At 44.5% G+C, this 15101-nt stretch carries 14 protein-coding genes and 2 pseudogenes; 7 read left to right on the forward strand and 9 right to left on the reverse strand.

What is annotated here, in order from left to right; all coding sequences use genetic code 11:
- Positions 1–132: 132 nt before the first annotated feature.
- From EWV84_RS03395 to EWV84_RS03410, 4 genes are all read right to left on the reverse strand, one after another.
- The gene (locus EWV84_RS03395; RefSeq protein ID WP_287076461.1) at positions 133–1353 is read right to left on the reverse strand and encodes an efflux RND transporter periplasmic adaptor subunit; all 1221 of its coding nucleotides are present in this window, start codon (positions 1351–1353) and stop codon (positions 133–135) included.
- Positions 1354–1396: 43 nt separating this feature from the next.
- Positions 1397–1618: a DUF4327 family protein gene (locus EWV84_RS03400; protein ID WP_286824362.1), complete on the reverse strand. Its 222-nt coding sequence runs from the start codon at positions 1616–1618 to the stop codon at positions 1397–1399.
- A 251-nt stretch (positions 1619–1869) separates the two neighbouring features.
- A complete protein-coding gene (gene argB / locus EWV84_RS03405) occupies positions 1870–2802 on the reverse strand; it encodes an acetylglutamate kinase (RefSeq protein WP_287076462.1) in 933 nt (310 codons plus the stop codon).
- Between the two features lie 79 nt (positions 2803–2881).
- Positions 2882–4105, reverse strand: coding sequence for a M20 metallopeptidase family protein (locus EWV84_RS03410; protein WP_287076473.1), 1224 nt, complete (start codon positions 4103–4105; stop codon positions 2882–2884).
- 612 nt (positions 4106–4717) lie between these two features.
- Here EWV84_RS03410 and cpcB point away from each other — a divergent pair.
- The 6 genes from cpcB (at position 4718) to EWV84_RS03440 (ending at position 10281) form a co-directional block, all read left to right on the forward strand.
- Positions 4718–5236, forward strand: coding sequence for a C-phycocyanin subunit beta (cpcB, locus tag EWV84_RS03415; RefSeq protein WP_004268967.1), 519 nt, complete (start codon positions 4718–4720; stop codon positions 5234–5236).
- A 66-nt stretch (positions 5237–5302) separates the two neighbouring features.
- Positions 5303–5791, forward strand: coding sequence for a C-phycocyanin subunit alpha (cpcA, locus tag EWV84_RS03420; protein WP_158199253.1), 489 nt, complete (start codon positions 5303–5305; stop codon positions 5789–5791).
- 119 nt (positions 5792–5910) lie between these two features.
- Complete coding sequence (locus EWV84_RS03425; RefSeq protein ID WP_287076463.1) at positions 5911–6726, forward strand: phycobilisome linker polypeptide; 816 nt, start codon at positions 5911–5913, stop codon at positions 6724–6726.
- A 46-nt stretch (positions 6727–6772) separates the two neighbouring features.
- Positions 6773–7651, forward strand: a complete 879-nt coding sequence (locus tag EWV84_RS03430) for a phycobilisome linker polypeptide (RefSeq protein ID WP_286824366.1) — start codon at positions 6773–6775, stop codon at positions 7649–7651.
- Between the two features lie 137 nt (positions 7652–7788).
- Entirely contained in the window at positions 7789–9465 is a 1677-nt protein-coding gene (gene ribBA, locus EWV84_RS03435) for a bifunctional 3,4-dihydroxy-2-butanone-4-phosphate synthase/GTP cyclohydrolase II (RefSeq protein ID WP_287076464.1), read from the forward strand.
- Positions 9466–9579: 114 nt separating this feature from the next.
- A complete protein-coding gene (locus tag EWV84_RS03440; RefSeq protein WP_287076465.1) occupies positions 9580–10281 on the forward strand; it encodes a Uma2 family endonuclease in 702 nt (233 codons plus the stop codon).
- 57 nt (positions 10282–10338) lie between these two features.
- On the opposite strand, the gene EWV84_RS03445 is transcribed toward EWV84_RS03440, so the two are convergent.
- From EWV84_RS03445 to EWV84_RS03460, 4 genes and pseudogenes are all read right to left on the reverse strand, one after another.
- Positions 10339–11397, reverse strand: a complete 1059-nt coding sequence (locus tag EWV84_RS03445) for a D-alanine--D-alanine ligase family protein (protein WP_287076466.1) — start codon at positions 11395–11397, stop codon at positions 10339–10341.
- A gap of 266 nt (positions 11398–11663) precedes the next feature.
- On the reverse strand, positions 11664–12728 hold the full coding sequence (locus EWV84_RS03450; RefSeq protein ID WP_287076467.1) for a hypothetical protein: 1065 nt from the start codon (positions 12726–12728) through the stop codon (positions 11664–11666).
- 2 nt (positions 12729–12730) lie between these two features.
- Positions 12731–13333, reverse strand: a complete 603-nt coding sequence (locus EWV84_RS03455) for a J domain-containing protein (RefSeq protein ID WP_287076468.1) — start codon at positions 13331–13333, stop codon at positions 12731–12733.
- 182 nt (positions 13334–13515) lie between these two features.
- Positions 13516–13719: pseudogene (locus tag EWV84_RS03460) on the reverse strand (RNA-guided endonuclease TnpB family protein); the annotation flags it as partial.
- A gap of 143 nt (positions 13720–13862) precedes the next feature.
- Between EWV84_RS03460 and EWV84_RS03465 the strand changes: the two are divergent.
- On the forward strand, positions 13863–14927 hold the full coding sequence (locus EWV84_RS03465) for an ISKra4 family transposase (RefSeq protein WP_287076471.1): 1065 nt from the start codon (positions 13863–13865) through the stop codon (positions 14925–14927).
- 57 nt (positions 14928–14984) lie between these two features.
- Here the strand turns inward: EWV84_RS03465 and EWV84_RS03470 are convergent.
- A pseudogene (locus tag EWV84_RS03470) lies at positions 14985–15101 on the reverse strand (zinc ribbon domain-containing protein); the annotation flags it as partial.

A 15101-nucleotide genomic window follows, 5' to 3' on the forward strand; every position in this document is an offset into this window, starting at 1 on the left:
ATGGGATAGAGAGGTGCGTAGTTCACCCAAGGAGAATCAATCTCTCGAAGTAAAAGTGAAGGGAATTTCTGAAATGGAATTCAGTCTGTCTATATTTGACTATACTTTTACTAACTATCTCCAATGGTTTGCTCAAGGATTACTTAGGATACTGACGCGGACTTTTTCACCATTTTGCAAAGGTTTACTACTATTAACGACGAAACGCTCCCCCGGTTCGAGTCCAGTGATAATTTCTACTTGACCGTCGAGCGCTTGACCGAGACGAACGGGACGTTTTTCCACTTGCGAGTTAGACTCGGAAAGGACGAAAATTGCCGCGGATTCCCCTTGACTGACAATTGCTGTTTCGGGAACAATCACCTGAGGGGCAGAATTATTATTAAACCGCACCCGGGCCAATAATCCCCCTTTGATTAAACCATCCCCATTGGGTAGAGTAATCTCCACAGGAATCCGCCGGGCCGTGCCTTGGCTGAGGGGAAAAATCCTGGTGATGCGACCGGAAAAATTTCTATCACCGAAAGCATCAAGGCTGACATTAACCTTTTGTCCTAAATTAATCGTTTTTAAATCCAATTCCGATAATAATACTACCACCTTGACCTGCTGAAAATCGCCAATTTTGAGGACTTCATCGCCGATACTGACTAAATCCCCCGGCTCTTTCAGTTTTTCGATAACTATCCCCGTCGCCGGTGATTTAAGAATAGCGTAGGCCTGACGTTGTTGTTCCTGAGCGATGACCGATTTTTGGGCGGCAATTCTGCCGATAATTGCCGCCACTACCTGCTCCTCCACTTTAATTCTCGATCGCGCGCTATTAACGGCTTTTAAAGCCACTGCCGCCGTAGTTTGGGCTGTTTCTCCCTGTTGCAGGGGAATCGCTCCTTCTAGGGCTAATTTTTGCAGGCGCTCGCCATCATTTTTGGCCTGTTGGTATTGTAGTTGTAGGCGCTCCACTTCAATTTCAGCGTTACTGACTTCAATTCTCGCCCGGGCTAATTCCGCTTCTAGGGCCGACAGGGCGGCTTTTTCTTGCCGGACAACGGTGGCAAGGAGACGATCATCAACATGAGCGAGGATTTGTCCTAATTGCACCTCATCTCCCACATCGACGACGAGATTAAGTAACTGACCGGTGGCTTGCGATCGCAGAGAAACGACTTTTAAAGGTCGGGTAGTTCCCGTGTAATCGAGATTGCGTCCGATGGTTGCCGGTTTAGCCGTGGTGACGTTGACGGTAGTAGTACGGGCTGCCGGTGGCAGTGGTTGGGTTTCGGTCTGGGGAGAACAACTCGCGCTTAAGGATAAGATAACCAGAGCGGAAAGGATAATCGGAGTCGATCCCATGGCGATAATCTTGGTAGAAAGCTGCTTTTGAGTCGATGGTCGCTTATTCTTCGTCCCAAGCTTCTACCGCTACCACTTCGCTGAGAGGGTCTTGCATGGAGAAACCGAAATCGAGCAACTCTTGCTTCCAGTATGCCCAATCATCTCCGTATAAAAGAGCGAGTTTCCAGATACTATCGCTAGGTTTGACTACTTTTGCATCTATCCACTTGCTAACCTTGCGTTGAAACTTCACCATCGGGTGAGCTACAGCTTGTTTGGTCATAAATTCAATTGCTATGAAAACTTCAGACTCTGCGCTTCCCGACTAAACTAACTCAAGACTAAGACTTTTGCCATTGCAAAGGAGCGAGAAGCGCGTTTATTATCTTACTTGTACACCAGATCTCTGGTTTTAGGCAAGTCTTTTTGACCAAAAGTACGGTAATTACTACTATAGGGTTTGCGGCAAAAAGTTTTTCGGTGGTGGCAGGGTGTGGGGTGTGGGGTTTTACCAGTTTTGAGGTGGCCAATTACCTAATTTTCAGGGAAAAAGTGCCTAAATTTCCCCCCGATCACTCCCATATCCAGTACTTTTTGATTGACAAAAGTCATGGAACCGATGCCTCGATCGGTGAAAATTTCCAGTAAAAGGGCGTGGGGAAGACGACCATCGATAATATGAGCAGCCTGAACTCCCTGGGCCAGCGATCGCACGCAGCAGCCAACTTTGGGAATCATCCCACCAGCAACGATGCCTTTTTGAATCAACTCCCGGGCCTGTTGGATATCCAATTTAGCCAATAAAGTGGAAGGCTCTTTGTAATTCTCTAAAATTCCGGCTGTATCAGTCATCAAAATCAGTTTAGCTGCCCCTAAAGCCGCCGCTATTTCTCCGGCTACCGTATCGGCATTGATATTATGAGCTTGGCCGGTTTCATCGGCGGCCACACTGGAAATCACGGGAATATAGCCACTATTAACCAAGGATTCGACGACGCTAGTATCGACACTGCTGACTTCTCCAACAAAACCAATGCCCTCTTTACCCACGGGACGAGCAGTGATCAGATTGCCATCCTTACCGCATAATCCTACCGCTTTACCGCCGGCTTGATTGATCAGGGCAACAATTTCTTTATTGACGCGTCCGACTAGCACCATTTCTACCACATCCATGGTGGCGGCATCGGTGACGCGTAAACCGTCTTTAAATTGGGGTTCAATGCCTAATTTATCCAGCCAACTATTGATTTCTGGACCGCCACCGTGGACAATAACGGGACGAACTCCCACACAGGAGAGAAAAACGATATCTCGCATGACCGTGTCTTTGATATCGCTGTTATTCATGGCCGCACCACCGTATTTAACCACTACGGTACGACCGCGAAATTCTTGTATATAGGGTAGGGCCTCGCTGAGGATTTTCACCCGTTGGGCATCGTTTTCCTGGATATTATTATTCATGCGTTTTTTTACTCGTCTGATTCAGTGATCAGTTTAGCGGTTTCAGGTTTGACAAAAACTGTTCACCTTGAACGGATTTCTAGAAAGTCTTAGAGTTGCCGAATTTTTGGACGCAACGGACAAAAATCTCGACTCCCATCGCTAACACAGATTCATCAAAATCAAAGCGGGGATGATGGTGGGGATAGGCTAATCCTAATTCGGGATTGGCAGACCCCAAGAAGAAATAACAGCCCGGTACTTCCTGTAAAAAGAATGACATATCTTCCCCTCCCATGGTTTGACATTCGGGAACGATTCCGTCCGGGGTTTCCACCACTTGTGCGGCGATTGAGCGCACTAATTCCGCCATCTGATCATGATTGATTACCGGGGGATACAATTGCCAGTAATCGAATTGATAACTAGCCCCCTGACTTTGACAGATGCCCGCGATAATTTCTTCCATCCGTTGTCGGAAATAGCCCCCTAACTGGGGATTGAAATAGCGCACCGTCCCACTGAGATTAGCACTATCGGCGATCACGTTTCTAGCGGTTCCCGCTGCTAATTTACCCACAGTCACCACGGCAGCATCGAGGGGGTTAAGGTTGCGGGCGACGATAGTTTGCAAGGCGTTGACGATTTGGGCCGCCACCAGTAGTGAATCGACGGTTTGATGGGGAATTGCCCCGTGGCCGCCCCGGCCTTGAATCTGGAGATCGAAACATTCCACCGCCGCCATTAAGGGACCATTTTTCACGCCCACTGTCCCTAAAGGCAGATTATTCCAGAGATGCAGCCCGATAATTCCGTCCACGTCGGGATTTTTCAGCACTCCCGCTTCGATCATCGGTTTCGCCCCCCCCGGCCCCTCTTCGGCGGGTTGGAAAATAATTTTTACTTTTCCCTTGACATGGTGACGGTTTTGTGCTATGTGAACTGCCGTGCCGAGGGCGATCGCTGTGTGGCCATCGTGACCACAGGCGTGCATTTGGCCCGGATGTTGGGAACAATAGGGGACTTGGTTTTCTTCGGCGATCGGTAGTGCATCCATATCGGCCCGCAGGGCTAAAACCGGCCCCGGTTGACTGCCTTCGATGGTGGCGACAATTCCGGTGCCGGCGATGCCAGTTTGATGCTCAATTCCGTATTTAGTCAGGGTTTGACTGATTAAGGAGGCGGTGAGGTGTTCTTGAAAGCCTAGTTCTGGTTTTTGGTGTATTTGTCGGCGCCAGTGAACCAATTGCGGCTGCAGGGAACGAATAGCAAGGCGAATTTGAGGGCAATTTAAGCTATTAGGAACGGGAAAGGAGGAAATCATCGGGTTCGGACGGCTAGATTTTTTGAGCACCGATTTCTAGTTTAACGTCAGGAGACACCCCACACCCCACACCCCACACCCCACACCCTACACCCCACACCCCTCTCCCTTCTTTACAAAACTTCATCGTAATTGGAGGGCTGGAAAGGGCAATCCTTGGGTAATAGGGGAAGGGAAAGGGGGAAAATATTAAAAAAAACTTAAAATTTTTATCTTGCTGCCCTTTATACCCTTAAAGCCTTGCTGTCTCTGATTTCCCGACGGTGAGAGGCTTTGAGCCATGGTCAGGAATTGATGACCAACTCGATCGAGTTATTGTTAAGTGACTGTTACAAAAAGACAGCAAAAAACTTAATAATATGTAACAAACAAAGTTTCGACAGCAGTGTATAAATTTAATTTGAGGGGCCAAGATAACAGACAAAAGTTAAGCTGGATACTTGTTTAACCTCCTTAAGTGATTTATGAGAGAGCCATGAAGTTTTTTCAGGTTTCTTAAAGTAGGTCGCAACAATCACGGTCAAGGCTCGTCCAGGCTCACCGTGAAATCCCTTAAGAGGGAAAACCATTTAATTGCAAGCAAATCCCATTTAAATTTAGGAGATTGTCACAATGTTTGACGCATTCACCCGGGTAGTATCCCAAGCTGATGCTCGCGGCGAATATTTAAGCTCTTCCCAACTAGACGCTCTGAGCGCCATGGTTGCCGACAGCAACAAACGGATGGACTCTGTTAACCGGATCACCAGTAACGCTTCCACCATCGTTGCTAACGCCGCTCGTAGCCTGTTCGCTGAACAGCCCCAACTGATCACCCCCGGTGGTAATGCCTACACCAGCCGTCGTATGGCCGCTTGCTTACGCGACATGGAAATCATCTTGCGCTATGTTACCTACGCTACCTTCGCTGGCGACGGCAGTGTTCTCGATGATCGTTGCTTAAATGGTCTTCGCGAAACCTATGTAGCTTTAGGAGTACCTGGAGCTTCCGTAGCCGCTGGCGTAAGCAAAATGAAAGAAGCTGCTTTGTCCATCGCTAACGATCGCAACGGTGTCACCCCTGGCGATTGCAGTGCTTTAATGTCTGAAATTGCCAGCTACTTCGACCGCGCCGCCGCTGCTGTCGCCTAGTCCCTGGGGCTAGTCTCAATTGAACCGTAGGAAACTTATTGCAAGATTATTGGGAGATACCAAACAATGAAAACCCCCCTTACCGAAGCCGTAGCAGCCGCTGATTCTCAAGGACGTTTCTTAAGCAGCACCGAAATCCAAGTTGCTTTCGGTCGTTTTCGTCAAGCTTCTGCCAGCCTCACCGCCGCTAAAGCGTTAACCGAAAAAGCTAATTCTTTAATCTCCGGTGCTGCTCAAGCAGTGTACAACAAGTACCCCTACACCACCCAAATGCAAGGGGCTAACTTTGCGGCGGACCAACGCGGTAAAGACAAATGCGCTCGTGACATCGGTTACTACCTCCGCATGGTGACCTACTGCTTAGTTGCTGGTGGAACCGGTCCGATGGACGAGTACCTCATCGCTGGTATCGACGAAATCAACCGCACCTTCGACCTGTCTCCTAGCTGGTACATCGAAGCCCTCAAATACATCAAAGCCAACCATGGTTTAAGTGGCGACCCTGCGGTAGAAGCCAACTCCTATATCGACTACGCGATCAACGCTCTCAGCTAGTCCGATCAAAAAAACTGCTGGTCTGGAAAGACAGGAGGTTGTTAGCAAAAGGGTTAGCAATCACCTGTTCTTCCAGACCTTGTTATATCCATATACAGTTAGTTTCAGGAGGATCGACGATGACTAGCTTAATGGCAGCCCAAAGACTGGGATTTGAACCCTACAACGGTTCCCCCCGCTTGGAATTACGCGCCACCGACAGTGATGAACAGGTAGAAGTGGTGATCCGCGGGGCCTATCGACAGATCTTGGGCAACGAGCATCTGATGTCCAGCGAGCGCCTAATCAGCCTAGAATCCCTCTTACGCAATCGTTCGATTAGCGTCAGGGATTTTGTTCGGGCGATCGCTCAATCAGAACTATATCGGCAGAAATTTTTCCACAGCAATCCCCAAAATCGCTTTATCGAGTTGAATTATAAACACCTGCTCGGTCGCGCTCCCTACGATCAAGCTGAGATCGCTTTCCACACCGATCTCTACAATCAACAGGGTTACGAAGCAGAAATTAATTCCTATTTCGATTCCCCCGAATACAACCAACACTTCGGCGAGAACATTGTCCCCTACTATCGCGGTTTCGCCAGCCAAACCGGTCAGAAAACCGTCGGTTTTAGTCGGCTGTTCCAAGTCTATCGCGGTTATGCGACCAGCGATCGCGCACCGTTGAAAGAAGGAAAACTGACCAGAGAACTAGCCTATAACAGTGCGTCCCCCGTTTATATTAACGGAACTGGTCAATCCTTAACCGGATTAGCTGGGGGCGATCGGGGCAAATTCTATCGCTTGCGCGTGGTTAGTGGGGCAAAAGCGGGAAGACAAACCCGTGTGCGTCGTAGTGTGAGCGAGTATCTCGTCGCCTACGAGCAACTATCGAACAAATTGCAAGAAATCAACCGTCAAGGCGGCCAGGTAATCGAACTGATCCTCGCCTAGCTTTCAGCGGTCAGAAAATGATCATTTTTTTTGTAGGAGAACTTTAGTGGCAATTACTACCTCAGCTTCCCGTTTAGGGACAACCGCTTTTAGCGAGGTTGCTCCCGTGGAATTACGTCCCGATTGGTCTCGTGACGAGGCACAGGCGGTTATTCGCGCTGTCTATCGTCAGGTGCTAGGCAATGACTATATCATGCGTTCCGAGCGCCTTACCAGTGCCGAATCCTTACTCTGTAACGGTTCGATCACCGTGCGGGAATTCGTCCGCGCCGTGGCCAAATCGGAACTGTATAAGAACAAATTCTTCTACGGTAACTTCCAAACCCGCGTCATCGAACTTAATATCAAACATCTTTTAGGTCGCGCTCCCTACGATGAGTCGGAAGTGGTCTATCACCTCGATCTCTACGAAAACAAAGGATTCGAGGCCGATATCGACTCCTACATCGATTCCGCCGAATATACTGAAAACTTCGGTGATAGCATCGTTCCCTACTATCGCGGTTTTGCCAGCCAACCCGGTCAAAAAACCGTGGGATTTACCCGGATGTTCCAACTCTATCGCGGTTATGCCAACAGCGATCGCTCTCAGATTGCCGGCAAAACCTCCCGTTTAGCGGTGGAATTAGCCCAAAACGGTGCTTCGGCAGTAGTCGGTCCCTCCGGTGGCAGCGATGGTTGGGCCTATCGTCCCTCCGGTCAACGCAACACCCCCAGTAAAGCTCTTGGTGGTAGTGTGGCCTATGGTAATGTGGGTAAGCTCTATCGCGTGGAAATTGCCGCCATCAGCAAACCGGGTTATCCCAGTGTCCGTCGCAGTAGCAAAGCGGTTATCGTCCCCTTTGAACAGTTAAATAACACCCTGCAACAGATCAACCGTCTCGGTGGCAAAGTTGCCAGCATCACCCCCGCTAGTTTGAATTAATTTTCTAGCTGAAGATAGCTAAAAGTCTCCCGGGCAGCCGTCAGGTTCACCGGGAGACTTTTTTCTAGGGAACTGGCAGAAATTGACCCTCAGCAGATCGAGCAAACCTGTAGAATGAAAATAATTCCCTCGTTTTAATGCCTGTGACTGTCACTTCGATCGCTTTTGACTCTATCGATACTGCCTTAGCGGAAATCAAAGCCGGACGTGCCATTGTCGTAGTTGATGATGAGAATCGCGAAAATGAAGGAGATCTAATCTGTGCGGCCCAATTTGCCACCCCCGATCTGATTAACTTCATGGCAGTGCAAGCTCGCGGTTTAATCTGTCTGGCAATGACGGGAGAGCGTCTTGATGCTCTCGAATTACCTTTGATGGTGACAAAAAACACCGATAGCAATCAAACCGCTTTTACCGTTAGCATCGATGCCGCTCCCCATTTAGGGGTTAAAACTGGCATTTCGGCAGAAGATCGGGCGAAAACCGTGCAAGTTGCCATTAATCCGGTTACTCGTCCCGACGATCTCACCCGTCCCGGTCATGTCTTCCCGATTCGTGCTAAAGCCGGTGGGGTCTTAAAACGTGCCGGTCATACGGAGGCAGCCGTGGATCTAGCTCGGTTAGCCGGGTTGTATCCGGCGGGAGTTATCTGTGAGATCCAAAATCCCGATGGTTCCATGGCCCGTTTACCGCAACTATTTGAATACGCTCGTCAACATAATCTAAGGTTAATTAGCATTGCCGATCTGATCGGTTATCGCTTAAAACACGATCGCTTTGTCCATCGGGAAACGGTCTGTGATTTTCCCAGTCAATTCGGCACTTTTCAGCTTTATGCCTACCGAAATTTATTAGATCAAACCGAACACATCGCTATTGTGAAAGGCGATCCCGCTCTCTTTGGCGATCAACCTGTAATGGTACGAATGCACTCAGAATGTCTGACCGGGGATGCCTTGGGATCCTTGCGTTGCGATTGTCGCCAACAGTTACAAACTGCCCTAAAAATGATCGAAAAAAACGGTTTGGGGGTGGTGGTTTACCTGCGACAGGAAGGACGGGGAATTGGCTTAATTAATAAGCTAAAAGCCTATTCTTTACAGGATATAGGACTAGATACGGTGGAAGCCAACGAAAGGTTAGGATTTCCCGCCGATTTGCGCGATTACGGCATGGGAGCGCAAATGCTCAACGATTTGGGGGTGAGAAATATTCGTTTAATTACCAATAATCCCCGTAAAATTGCCGGATTAAAAGGCTATGGTTTGGAAATAGTCGAGCGAGTACCTTTGCTGATCGAGGCTAATGATTATAATTCCAATTATCTAGCCACAAAAGCGGAAAAGCTAGGACATCTATTCTTACAAACCTATCTAGTCACCATCGCTCTCAGTTGGGGGGAAAATCCGCCGTCAATTTCGCAAAGATATCATCAATTGGAGAAATTACGACAGTTAAGTCGCGCTAATCAATTATCTCTCCAAGAAGAAACCCGACCGGTAGCCAATGCCCTTTTTGATCGCGCCCCTTTGATCGTACATTTAGGTTTAGATATTCGTCAGGGTGTCAGCAGTAATTGGTATAAAAATCCTTCCCATCCTTATCTTCTGGTTATTGACAAGATATTAAATGACATTAAAGATTGGTCGGAAATTGAACGCTTAGAATTTTTAATTTCCGACGGAGACGATTCGATGACGGGATTACAAATGAAACTCGATCGTCAAAAAATGTCCGATGAAGATTTCTCACAATTACCACAATTAGCTACCCAAATTATCTACAGTTTTACTCGTGAGTCAGCCAAAAATTAGTTTTCTATGACCGTACTGTTGCCTCTTGCCTCTTGCCTCATCTCAACAAGCAATTTAAATATTTAACAGCTTAACAGTTATAATTAAACAAAGCTAGTGTAACGGGGAAAAACCATGACAACTCTCGACATTTTACCGGAAGTTACCTGTCCCCCCACCGATTTATGGAGTGATGAACCACCCTTGGAAAGTGATCTACATCTACAACAAATTACAATTCTGATCGGTTGTTTAGAAAGGCTATGGCAAGAAAGAAATAATTACTATGCTTCGGGAAATCTTACCATCTACTATAACGAAGAACAACTAAAAAAACGTGATTTTTGTGGTCCTGATTTTTTTGTCGTCTTAGATACGGAAAAACATTCGCGTAAAAGTTGGGTAGTCTGGGGGGAAGGGGGTAAATATCCCAATGTGATCGTGGAAATTCTCTCCCCATCCACTGCTAATATCGATCGCAATAAAAAGAAAAATCTCTATCAAAATACCTTTCGGACTCCTAACTATTTCTGGTTTGATCCTGAAAGTTTAGAACTGCAAGGATTTAGATTAATTGCGGGACAATATCAAGCTATTGCTGCTAATGAAAACGGCTATTTATGGAGTGAACAATTAGAACTCTATTTAGGCATTTTTGAGAGGAAATTGCGTTACTTTACCCCCACGGGTGAATTAGTGCTAACTGCCGCAGAAGCAGAATTACAGGAACGAGAAGCGAAGGAACAGGCTATCCTCGAAAAAGAACAAGCTATCTTGGAAACGGAAAGATTAGCCCAAAAATTACGAGAATTGGGCATTGATCCTGAAACTATCTAATTGATCAATATCTCTAGGCTAGGTAATTCCTATCCTAGAAATGTTGGTAATTTAACCTTATTTTTCCTGTCTTTCTAAGGCTAATTTTACTAACTTATCGACCAATTTATCAAACTCTAAACCGGTGGCTTTCCAGAGTTGGGGATACATACTAAAATTAGTAAACCCCGGCAGAGTATTAATTTCATTGAGGAACACTTCCCCAGTCTTTTCCACATAGAAAAAATCCACCCGCGACAATCCCGCAGCATCCACAGCTTTAAATGCTTCTACAGCCATTTCTCGCACTTGATTAGCAGTTTTATCGGGAATATTAGCGGGAATCACCATACTCGATCGCCCGTCAGTATATTTAGTTTCATAGTCATAAAAATCACTATCAAAAGTAATTTCTCCCACCGAGGAAGCTTGGGGATTATCATTACCTAAAACCGCACATTCGATTTCTCTTGCGGTTACTCCTGCTTCAACAATAATCCGTCGATCATAACTAGCAGCACTATCTAAAGCAGCCTCTAATTCTTGCCGGTTGCGCGCTTTACTAATACCCACCGAAGAACCTAAATTAGCCGGTTTAATAAAACAGGGATAACCTATTTCCTCGGCGATTTGATCGCACAATTGCGGAAAAATACAGGGATTTGACCACACTTGCGAGCGGGTTACGGCCTTATACTTAACTTGGGGTAATCCAGCGGCTGCAAAAGCAGTTTTCATGGCAATTTTATCCATTCCTAGGCATGAACCCAGGACCCCACTACCCACAAAAGCAACCCGCATGAGAGTGAGTAATCCTTGCAAAGTGCCATCTTCTCCATTCGGTCCGTGGAGAATTGGAAACCAAACCTCAATTTCGCTCACTTCTGGGGGAAATTGCCAGATATTGACTTTTATATCACTCTCAATAGCTAGGGGTTGCCCAGAGGTTAAAATTTGTCTAGCAGTTGCTGCCGAATGCCAACAGCCATTTTTATCGATATAGAAGGGGATAACGGCGTATTTGTCAAGATTTTCGGGGTAATTAAAAGCTTGCAGGATCGATCGAGCCGAATTGATAGATACCTCGTGTTCTCCCGATCGACCACCAAACAACAATCCTACCTTGATCTTATCCATATTATCCTCTCTAGACCCAGCTATATCCTAAATTAGAGTTCAACTATCATATATACTATGGGCGGAGTTGACAATAGTTGCCAATGATTTAGATGCGGCTGTTCCTCGTCAGATCGGGGTTTCGGCAAAACCTCAAGATAAATTAATTATCGATCGGGATGAAATTTGGTCGTTCTTTCCCTAAAAAAATTGATAATCACTTTGGGACTTTTTGGTATTTTATCCATGAATACCACTACTATCGAATCACCCCCGGAATTGAATGATTATTTGGCTAATTTTTCCAGTTTTTTCTTAGTTTTCTGAAGTTTTAAGGCTAAATTGCCCTGATGTTCGGGATAGTAAATATGCAAGAATTCGATAAAATCCTCGATTGTGCAAGGTTGATGAAATCCCCCTAAGTTACCGTGAAATTCTTGGTGAATTTCTTCTTTAATAGTCACCAAATTCAGATCCAATGTCGCTAGATGGGGATATTTCTGGACAGAGTAAAGATGATGGACAGCGAGATTAAATTTATTATATTTATCCGGTTTTTGCCCTGTCACCTGACAAGTGTTTTTATCTCTAGTTTTAGCTCGTTTTTTAGCCTTTTCAATCTCGATTTTTTGTTTGGTATCGTCATCTAGATGTTCCTGAATTTCTTTAAAGGCACGAGGAAACTCGATTTCAATCATTTTACACATTTCTTGGCGCGATTTATTCGTCAAAGTTTCACTCATGGATTTAGAAATGCGAACAACTCCAGTTTCAGAGAACCAAAACTCTCTTTTTTCATCTTCATAAAAATCTACTCCTATTTTTAAAGGACGAACTTCTGTTTTAGTATTTTTGATTACCTTAGCAAGTTCTTCATCATCAACTTTTAAAGATGAAGATTCCTGTATTTTGAGATTATTGAATGTTTGATTTAGCTTGGCTCCATTAGTTTTTAAAATTCGCCGCAAACTCTGTTTATGAATCATAGCCACTCCTTGATAAACTTTAATTTCGCCAGAGTCAGCCAATTCATTAAAAATTAATTTTCGTGCCAGAGAGCGACGAATTTTTTGATCGTGCTTAGTAAAAAATTCTCTAAATCTGTATAAAATTCCTCGCTTTTCATGCTGATCAATATAGGAAGCAATTTTTAAAGCACCTTCAAAAGAAAACACTCTAACTTTATCTTTTTTGTTGACAAATTGATAATCGACACCTTCAACTAAATCCCAATCATCATTAGGATCAGCATCAAAAATATCAACAATTTTGTCTAGTTTTTCAAGAGTAATAGAAAACCATTGAGCTAATTCGGTATCCCGGATCATGAAGGTATTTGCTTTCTGAGGCATGATTATTTTATCTCCGTGGTGATAGACTTATACATGACAGTTAAACAATCAAAAACTTCTGCGTCTCCTGTTTCTTGGTTATCAGGATGATAGACCTTAGAAAGACGATAATAGGCATTTTTAATGTCTTCCTTAGTGGCAGTTTTTGGATCAAGCTCGAAAACACGATAGGGATAAAAATACTTAAATATATTAATACCATTAATACAATGCTTACCTGTTTCTCCATCTTCTTCTGGTAAAATACCTACATACTCTCTGTAAATTTTTTCCCAACTTTCTCGCTGAGATAAATTGATATTATCAAAGGCTCTAGTAGCCATTTGAAACATACTCGATTTTTTTAATTCTGTGGTATTACTAACCTCAAAATAGGCATAAACTGCCTGTTTAAGTTGCGTTAGAGTTAAAGGTTTAACTTTTGGGCCTGTGGTAGTGGTGGCTGTAGTTTTTGATTTAGTTAACGATGGTTTGGGCGACTTTTTACGGTGATTTTTGATGACAAAATCGGCAAAATCTTCGAGAATACGACTTTCGATCGAGTATTGCTCACAGATAAGACTAATCTGCTCTAAAATGAGCGAGTTAAGAGGATTAGTGGTCATAATTTCCCTAAGAAGCTGCAAAAAATATAGCCTTTCTTATCAAGATGAAGTGTAGGCTAATTTGGTATTAACGACCGACGACTGACTCCCGAAAACTTCCTATCCTAAATCAATACCACTGCTGTGGCCACTTTGTCAAGTGGTTAATAATGAAAAAAGTGACTCGGTTGACACTCCCCGCTCTAAAGAGACGGGGATTCTTGGTTCACAGAGATTACTTGCTTAGACAGAATTGCTTCTGAAAAAGTAGAGGTATTCTCTCCCCAAGCGTTTATTGGGGAGAGCCCAAAGGTTCCGGTATGCCCTACCGTACTTAGTCCCCTTTTAAGGATGTTGATTGCGGCGTTTTCATCCCGCTCCAAAACACATCCACACTTGCATTGATGGGGAGCATCTCACTTGTGCAATGAGTATTAATGCTTATAGCAGTCAAAAACTAGAAAATCTTGAACCTGATCACAAAGAGAAATGAGATTATAATAGTTATAACTTACGATTCAGAATATATCTCGATGGGAGGAACAGTCCAATGTTATCAGAAAATGAAAAAAGAATTAAAGAGTTATGTCAAGAGTTAGGGCAATGTCTTTATGAACAATCCCAAGTTGAGAAATTTAATAACTTGGCAGAGATAGAAGAGACTGTTAGAGATTTAATGATTGGTGTATGTCAACCCAGAAATCGGTATTTTTTTGTCAAAACAAGCACAGGAGAAACAGCCGGTCGGACAAGAAAAGTAAAAAGTATTTTGGGCGAATTACCAATTACAGAAAAACAAGCGAAGAAGTTAGAAGTAAAGCCTCGGACTCAGATGAGTCCAATGTTAGAGAAGAACTGTTTGCTATTAAGTGGCGATGAATCCTACGAGAAATCGGCGCAGAAAATCAAATCATTGACAGGAATTGCTGTTTCTCACAGTACCCAACAACGCCTCGTACATCGCTATGCTTTTGAAGAATTACCGTCTAACCCAGAAGTTGAAGTCGAAGAAATGAGCATAGATGGCGGTAAGGTACGACTAAGAACTGCCAAGGGAAAAGCCTTGATTTGGCGTGATTATAAAGCAGTGAGTTTTCATCAACTGGGGGTAGCGGCCTTTTTTCAAGATAACTCGGCTTTATTAGATTTGGTTAATTCTCAAGTTTTGGCTGAACCTTTAATTTGTTTAGGAGATGGACATGATGGTATCTGGAATTTATTTGGTCAGATAGGAGAGAAACAGGAAAGAATTGAAATATTGGATTGGTATCATTTAATCGAAAACCTCTATAAAGTTGGCGGGTCATTCCAGCGGATTGATGAGGTAAAATGTTTTCTATGGAAGGGGGAAGTGGATGCTGCTATCTCCTGTTTTGAGGGATGGTCAGAGCCGCAAGTGGAGAATTTTATTATTTATTTGAACAAGCATAAACATCGAATTGTCAATTATGGTTATTTGCAGGCAGAGGGCATTTCGATTGGCTCTGGCTCTGTTGAATCAAAAATTAAACAAATTGCTCATCGTCTTAAAATTACTGGTGCAAGTTGGGAATCTGGTAATGTACCGCAAGTCCTTCGTCATCGCTCTGCCTATCTAAATGGTTGCCTTTTTTAACTTTTTTATTGAGTTCATTAAGCATTTCTACTTATTACAAAGGTGAGATGCTCCCCATTGATGGGTTCTAGTCGATAAAGATTTTTTGACAGTTTCACCACAGTTTGAACAGTTTTGGCTTGTATAATTCGGTGCGACAGCAATCGTTATCTTGCCGAATTTAACCCCAAAATA

It is taken from the genome of Microcystis sp. M_QC_C_20170808_M3Col (assembly GCF_007095505.1).
Taxonomy (GTDB): Bacteria; Cyanobacteriota; Cyanobacteriia; order Cyanobacteriales; family Microcystaceae; genus Microcystis.

What these genes read in the sequence shown, in the direction of transcription:
- EWV84_RS03395 (WP_287076461.1), bottom strand. Translation starts at nt 1,353, where the DNA reads ATGGGATCGACTCCGATTATCCTTTCCGCTCTGGTTATCTTATCCTTA.
- EWV84_RS03400 (WP_286824362.1), bottom strand. Translation starts at nt 1,618, where the DNA reads ATGACCAAACAAGCTGTAGCTCACCCGATGGTGAAGTTTCAACGCAAG.
- argB (WP_287076462.1), bottom strand. Translation starts at nt 2,802, where the DNA reads ATGAATAATAATATCCAGGAAAACGATGCCCAACGGGTGAAAATCCTC.
- EWV84_RS03410 (WP_287076473.1), bottom strand. Translation starts at nt 4,105, where the DNA reads ATGATTTCCTCCTTTCCCGTTCCTAATAGCTTAAATTGCCCTCAAATT.
- cpcB (WP_004268967.1), top strand. Translation starts at nt 4,718, where the DNA reads ATGTTTGACGCATTCACCCGGGTAGTATCCCAAGCTGATGCTCGCGGC.
- cpcA (WP_158199253.1), top strand. Translation starts at nt 5,303, where the DNA reads ATGAAAACCCCCCTTACCGAAGCCGTAGCAGCCGCTGATTCTCAAGGA.
- EWV84_RS03425 (WP_287076463.1), top strand. Translation starts at nt 5,911, where the DNA reads ATGACTAGCTTAATGGCAGCCCAAAGACTGGGATTTGAACCCTACAAC.
- ribBA (WP_287076464.1), top strand. Translation starts at nt 7,789, where the DNA reads ATGCCTGTGACTGTCACTTCGATCGCTTTTGACTCTATCGATACTGCC.
- EWV84_RS03440 (WP_287076465.1), top strand. Translation starts at nt 9,580, where the DNA reads ATGACAACTCTCGACATTTTACCGGAAGTTACCTGTCCCCCCACCGAT.
- EWV84_RS03445 (WP_287076466.1), bottom strand. Translation starts at nt 11,397, where the DNA reads ATGGATAAGATCAAGGTAGGATTGTTGTTTGGTGGTCGATCGGGAGAA.
- EWV84_RS03450 (WP_287076467.1), bottom strand. Translation starts at nt 12,728, where the DNA reads ATGCCTCAGAAAGCAAATACCTTCATGATCCGGGATACCGAATTAGCT.
- EWV84_RS03455 (WP_287076468.1), bottom strand. Translation starts at nt 13,333, where the DNA reads ATGACCACTAATCCTCTTAACTCGCTCATTTTAGAGCAGATTAGTCTT.
- EWV84_RS03465 (WP_287076471.1), top strand. Translation starts at nt 13,863, where the DNA reads ATGTTATCAGAAAATGAAAAAAGAATTAAAGAGTTATGTCAAGAGTTA.